The sequence below is a fragment of the Pseudochrobactrum sp. AO18b genome (assembly GCF_000409565.1).
GTDB classification, from domain to species: Bacteria; Pseudomonadota; Alphaproteobacteria; order Rhizobiales; family Rhizobiaceae; genus Pseudochrobactrum; species Pseudochrobactrum saccharolyticum.
The window spans coordinates 1-5,508 of sequence record NZ_ANNO01000417.1 but is presented as its reverse complement, the minus strand read 5'-3'; the positions used below and the strand labels follow the sequence as shown (position 1 = coordinate 5,508).

Below are 5,508 nucleotides of genomic sequence, written 5' to 3'. Positions count from 1 at the left end.
CCACAACTATTTTAAATCAGGGCTTCGATCAGGAACGGGCCTTTGCGTTTGCTTGCCGCAGCAAACAAATCAGCAAATTGTTCAGCCGTTGTAGCGCGTGCGCCTTCAACACCAACACCTTTGGCAAGGCTTACCCAGTCAATCGTCGGCTCAACCAGATCGAACATGCGCTGCGCATTGCGTCCCGGTGCACCGGCACCAACATTCTGCAATTCACCATGCAGGATGGCATAACGCTGATTGGCGAAAATGATGGTGATGATATTCAGGTTTTCGCGGGCATGAGTCCACAGTGCCTGCATCGTATACATACCGCTGCCATCGGCCTGCAAAGCTACGACCTGACGATCCGGACAGGCTACAGCCGCACCGGTTGCCAGCGGCAGACCGATACCGATTGCACCACCGGTCAACTGCAGAAAATCATGCGGCGCTGAATTATGCGTCAGCCCGAACATTTCCCGACCCGATGTAATGGATTCATCGACGATAATTGCATTTTCCGGCAGGAGTGACGCAACAATCGCGCTGATTTTATCATCATCAAGCGTGCCGGTCGGCATGACCTTCTCACCACGCTGATTGAGCAGTGGCGTGACAGATGCCGGAATGTTCATTTCATCGGCCAGCGCCTGCAATGCATAGAGCTGGTCGTCGGCTTCACCGGCATAATCGACCACAGTGCAGCCTTCCGGCAGGAAAGTGCTCGGCTTACCCGGATAGGCGAAGAAGGCGACCGGAATTTTCGCGCCCAGCAGCACAACCTGTTCGATGTCGGCCAGATCGGCCAGTGCATCATCCACACGATAAAGCACACGATTAACAGCAACGCGCCCTGCGCCGCGCTCAATACGGCCATTGGATTGCTGTGCCTGAATGCGTGCACCGGATGCTTGCGCAATGCGGCTGGCGATTTCCAGCGCATTGGCACGCAGAGCAAGATTACCGAGGAGGATGAGGGTGCGCTTACCATTGCGCAGTGCCTGAGCTGCTTCTCGCACGGCATCTGCATCAACTTTACGACGTTCGGGACGGCTCAAAGGCTGCACAATCTGCTGCGGTGCTTCAGTCCATGCGGTATTGGCAGGCAGGATCAGCGTTGCCACCTGTCCCGGTGCATTGCAAGCCGCCGCAAAAGCTTCAGCGGTATCTGCAGAAATATCATCTGCGGATTTAGACGTTTTCACCCAGCCGGAAACCGGACGCGCCAGCGATTCAATATCACTGGTCAGCGGTGCATCATATTTCAGATGATAGGTTGCATGATCGCCGACAATATTCACAATCGGCGTTTTTGCACGTTTGGCATTATGCAGATTGGCAACGCCATTACCAAGACCGGAACCCAGATGCAGCAAAGTTGCTGCCGGTTTATCCGCCATACGGCCATAGCCGTCGGCGGCACCTGTTACCACACCTTCAAACAGACCCAGCACGCAGCGCATCTGCGGCTTGCGATCCAGCGCAGCCACAAAATGCATTTCTGATGTGCCCGGATTGGCAAAACAGACATCGATCCCATGCGCCAGCAGGGTGTCGCAAAGGCTATCAGCACCGTTCATTTCTCACTCCCATTATGCTTGCTCTCACAGTCTAGAGATCACGCGTTTCCTCCATGCGCTATCACTGTGAGCCGCAACAGCTATATCCGGCTTTGCGCTCATGTCGCAAGCTTTGCGCAAAACTATTCCATTTGCCTATCAGTGTTCGGAATAATTTTATGCACAAGCATCATGTTTCAATAAATTTAATAAAATCAGTTATTTAAAATTCAATATGACATGTTTTTAAATGCAGGCAGGCCAATCACAAATTTTTGGTTGCACAATATGGCGACTTCATAAAAAATCACCTGCGAAACAGAGCCTCTATTTTACATTTTATCTGTCTGTCTAATACTTTAGGATGATTAGGGCTCTTTTTGTACATTAAATGTCTTGGTGATGTTAATCGGGGATTGTTCTGAACCACCGGCTTACAGCAAGATATTATACGGGCGGTCACAGTCACAACCGGGAGAGTTGATGACTGAGGAAGAGCCGCCCATGAGTGAAATATGGAGGATTTCATGGGTTATTTGGGTAAAAAATCACTTTTATCAGCCTTTGCAGCGGTCACACTGACATTTGCCGCAGCTGAAGCAAATGCGCAGAATTTCATCAATATTCTGACCGGCGGCACAAGCGGCGTTTATTACCCGATGGGTGTTGCTCTTGAAAAAATCTATTCCGGCATTCCTGATGCCCGCCCGTCTGTGCAGGCAACCAAAGCCTCGATTGAGAATATCAATCTGATCAATAGCGGCCGTGGCGAAATCGCTTTCACACTCGGCGATTCCCTGCGCGATGCGTGGGAAGGCAATGAAGAAGCCGGCTTTAAAAAGAAGCTGGAAAATATCAGCACAATGGCCGCGATTTACCCGAACTATGTGCAGATCGTTGCTTCCAAGGAATCCGGCATTAAAACGCTGGCGGATCTGAAGGGCAAACGCCTGTCCGTCGGCGCGCCAAAATCCGGCACCGAGCTGAATGCGAAAACCATTCTCGGCGCTGCCGGTCTTTCCTACAGCGATCTCGGCAAAGTGGAATATCTGCCATTTGCGGAATCCGTGGAACTGATGAAAAACCGTCAGCTGGACGCCACTTTGCAGTCCTCCGGTCTTGGCGTTGCATCGCTGCGCGATCTGGCCAATGCGGTTGAGATCAATGTGGTGGAAGTCCCTGCCGATATTATTGAAAAAATCGGTGCGCCATATCAGGTCAACACTATTCCGGCAAATACCTATACCGGTCAGGACAAAGATGTGACCACGGCATCGGTCATCAATTATCTGATCGTACGTCCGGATATGGATGAAGAACTGGTCTATCAAATGACCAAAGGTCTGTTTGAAAATCTGGATCAGCTGACTGCAGCTCATTCCGCAGCCAAAATGATCAAACTCGACAAGAGCACGATCGTATCGCCAACCCCGATTCATCCGGGTGCGATGCGTTATTACAAAGAAAAAGGCATTGAATAATCACGCCTGAAGCGGATTTTAAGGCTGCATATTCTGTATCTCGCAGAATATGCAGCCTTTTCTGACCGCCTGTTCCTGTCATTTTTTGCGGTTTTAAATTTATGTCATCTTCAGAAAACAATGCGGTTGAATCGGCCGAGCATATTCCGGGTTGGGGTGTCAGCACCGGCGCCAAAATCTTGTTTGGCATTGCCGTTGCTTTTTCCGTTTTCCAGCTTTGGACTGCGGCCTATTCACCTTTGCCAAGTCAGGTTGTCCGCTCCGTTCACGTCGGCTTTTTGCTGCTGCTGCTGTTTGGCCTTTATGCCAATGCAGCTCCGCGCGGTTCATTTAAAAAATTGCTGATGTGGTCAACTGCCATTCTGGCTTTTGCCGTCAGCTTCTATCACTGGGTTTTCTATAATGATCTGATCCTGCGTGCCGGTGAGCCGGAAATGCAGGATATTGTGATCGGTGTGCTTGCTGTTGCTCTGGTGTTCTGGGCTGGGCAGCGCATGATGGGCTGGACACTGCCGCTGATCTGTCTGATCTTTCTGGCCTATGGTCTGTTCGGCCAGTATCTGCCCTCACCGCTCAACCATCGCGGCTATGATTTTGAACAGGTCGTTGAAGTGTTGTTTCTGGGAACAGAAGGTATTTACGGCACGCCGATTTACGTCTCATCCAGCTATATTTTCCTGTTTATTCTGTTCGGCGCGTTTCTTGAACGCGCGGGCATGATCCAGCTGTTCAATGATGTAGCGATGGGGTCTGTCGGCTCGTCGCGCGGTGGCCCTGCCAAAGTTTCGGTAATCTCTTCCGCATTGATGGGCACCATCAACGGTTCCGGCGTAGCCAATGTGGTGACCACCGGCGCTTTCACCATTCCGCTGATGAAACGCTCCGGCTTCAAGCCTGCTTTTGCCGGTGGCGTGGAAGCCGTTGCCTCGATGGGTGGCCAGATTATGCCGCCGGTAATGGGCGCTGTCGCCTTCATCATGGCGGAAACGCTGGGTCTGCCTTATCTCGAAATCGTCAAGGCGGCGATTGTACCGGCAGTGCTCTATTTCATCACCGTTTTCATTATGGTGCATCTGGAAGCCGGACGTCTTGGTCTTAAAGGCCTGTCAAAGGCCGAATTGCCAAGTGCACTCGGCGCCTTGCGCAAGCACTGGTATCTGATCCTGCCGCTCGTAGCACTGGTCTGGCTGCTGTTCTCCGGCTATACGCCGCTCTTCGCCGGAACCGTGGGTATGGGGCTGACCGCACTGATTATTCTCGGCGTACCGGTCTCTGCCAATATGCCAATGGCAGTGCGTGTGCTGTTCTGGGTTGCACTGGGTCTGATGTCCGCTGCCGCCTTCGGCACCAGCTTTAATATTCTGGGACAGGAGATTCGCGGCATCACGCTGATCCTGTTGCTGATTGCCGCATTGGTTCTTGTCAATTTCACCATTCGCGGTGGCCGCGAGACGCTGCGCCTTTGCCTTGAAAGCCTTGCAGAAGGTGCAAAAAACGCCCTGCCTGTTGGTATTGCCTGTGCGCTTGTCGGTGTGATTATCGGCGTGCTGGCACTCACCGGTGCCGGATCAAGCTTTGCGCGTGTGATTGTGAGCGTGGGTGAAAACTCCCTGTTCCTGTCGCTCGTGCTGACCATGATTACCTGCCTGATCCTCGGCATGGGTATCCCGACAATTCCGAACTATATCATCACCTCATCCATTGCAGGTCCTGCCCTGCTGATGCTGGATGTGCCGCTGCTGGTGTCGCATATGTTCGTGTTTTATTTCGGGATCATGGCCGATCTGACGCCACCGGTTGCACTGGCTGCATTTGCCGCTGCGCCGATTGCGAAAGAGTCCGGCATGAAAATCGGGATGCAGGCCGTGCGTATTGCGGTTGCCGGTTTTGCCGTACCGTTTATGGCGGTTTATGCACCGGTTATCATGTTGCAGGATGGCGGCCCGCTGGCGGAAAGTATGGGCTTCTGGCCTGCTGTTGCCTATATGATCGGCAAAGCTCTGCTCAGCATTGTGATGTGGGGAGCCGCGGCAATCGGCTACTTGCGCGGTCACCTGAAAATCTGGGAACGCGTCTGGGCATTTGCAGCGGCCGCGATGATGCTGGCAACCTATCCGCTCAGTGATGAGATCGGCTTTGCTGCCTGTATGGCCTTCCTGCTGTGGCACTGGTGGAATACCAGAGAGCCACAGATGAAAGCCGCCTGATGGCACTCTGTGCACTATCCGCAGCCGGTGTGCTGCGGATAGCGACCACATCTTTCATGCTGCAATGGACACATAGTGTCGAGAAAATACCATGGCAGGAAGACTGGCAGATTACACCGGCAGGTTTTGTGCTCACAGAAGCCCGTGTGCAAGGCTCCGGTGCAGGTATGGAACCACCGGAAGGCGCTGTGTTACGGGATGGATGGTATCATTATGTGCCGAAAATCCCGCCGCGTCAGGAATTGGTTCTGGCAGCCTCCGGTGAGACGGTCAGCGGCT

Annotated in this window: 4 protein-coding genes; 3 read left to right on the top strand and 1 reads right to left on the bottom strand. The window is 52.7% G+C overall.

The window, feature by feature from the left end; translation table 11 throughout:
• Window positions 1-11: 11 nt before the first annotated feature.
• Complete coding sequence (locus A918_RS0115925) at window positions 12-1,562, bottom strand: acetolactate synthase large subunit (RefSeq protein WP_022712016.1); 1,551 nt, start codon at window positions 1,560-1,562, stop codon at window positions 12-14.
• 506 nt (window positions 1,563-2,068) lie between these two features.
• On the opposite strand from A918_RS0115925, the gene A918_RS0115920 reads away from it, so the two are divergent.
• The 3 genes from A918_RS0115920 to A918_RS0115910 all read left to right on the top strand — a co-directional run.
• Window positions 2,069-3,022: a TAXI family TRAP transporter solute-binding subunit gene (locus A918_RS0115920; protein ID WP_028233887.1), complete on the top strand. Its 954-nt coding sequence runs from the start codon at window positions 2,069-2,071 to the stop codon at window positions 3,020-3,022.
• Window positions 3,023-3,123: 101 nt separating this feature from the next.
• On the top strand, window positions 3,124-5,229 hold the full coding sequence (locus tag A918_RS0115915; RefSeq protein WP_022712014.1) for a TRAP transporter permease: 2,106 nt from the start codon (window positions 3,124-3,126) through the stop codon (window positions 5,227-5,229).
• A partial coding sequence (locus A918_RS0115910) for a DUF1850 domain-containing protein (RefSeq protein WP_245257346.1) occupies window positions 5,193-5,508 on the top strand: 316 nt, incomplete at its 3' end. The genes A918_RS0115915 and A918_RS0115910, both read left to right, overlap by 37 nt.

Excerpts from the sequence above, each read along its gene's own strand:
- A918_RS0115920 (WP_028233887.1), top strand. The coding sequence starts at position 2,069 with ATGGGTTATTTGGGTAAAAAATCACTTTTATCAGCCTTTGCAGCGGTC.
- A918_RS0115925 (WP_022712016.1), bottom strand. The coding sequence starts at position 1,562 with ATGAACGGTGCTGATAGCCTTTGCGACACCCTGCTGGCGCATGGGATC.
- A918_RS0115915 (WP_022712014.1), top strand. The coding sequence starts at position 3,124 with ATGTCATCTTCAGAAAACAATGCGGTTGAATCGGCCGAGCATATTCCG.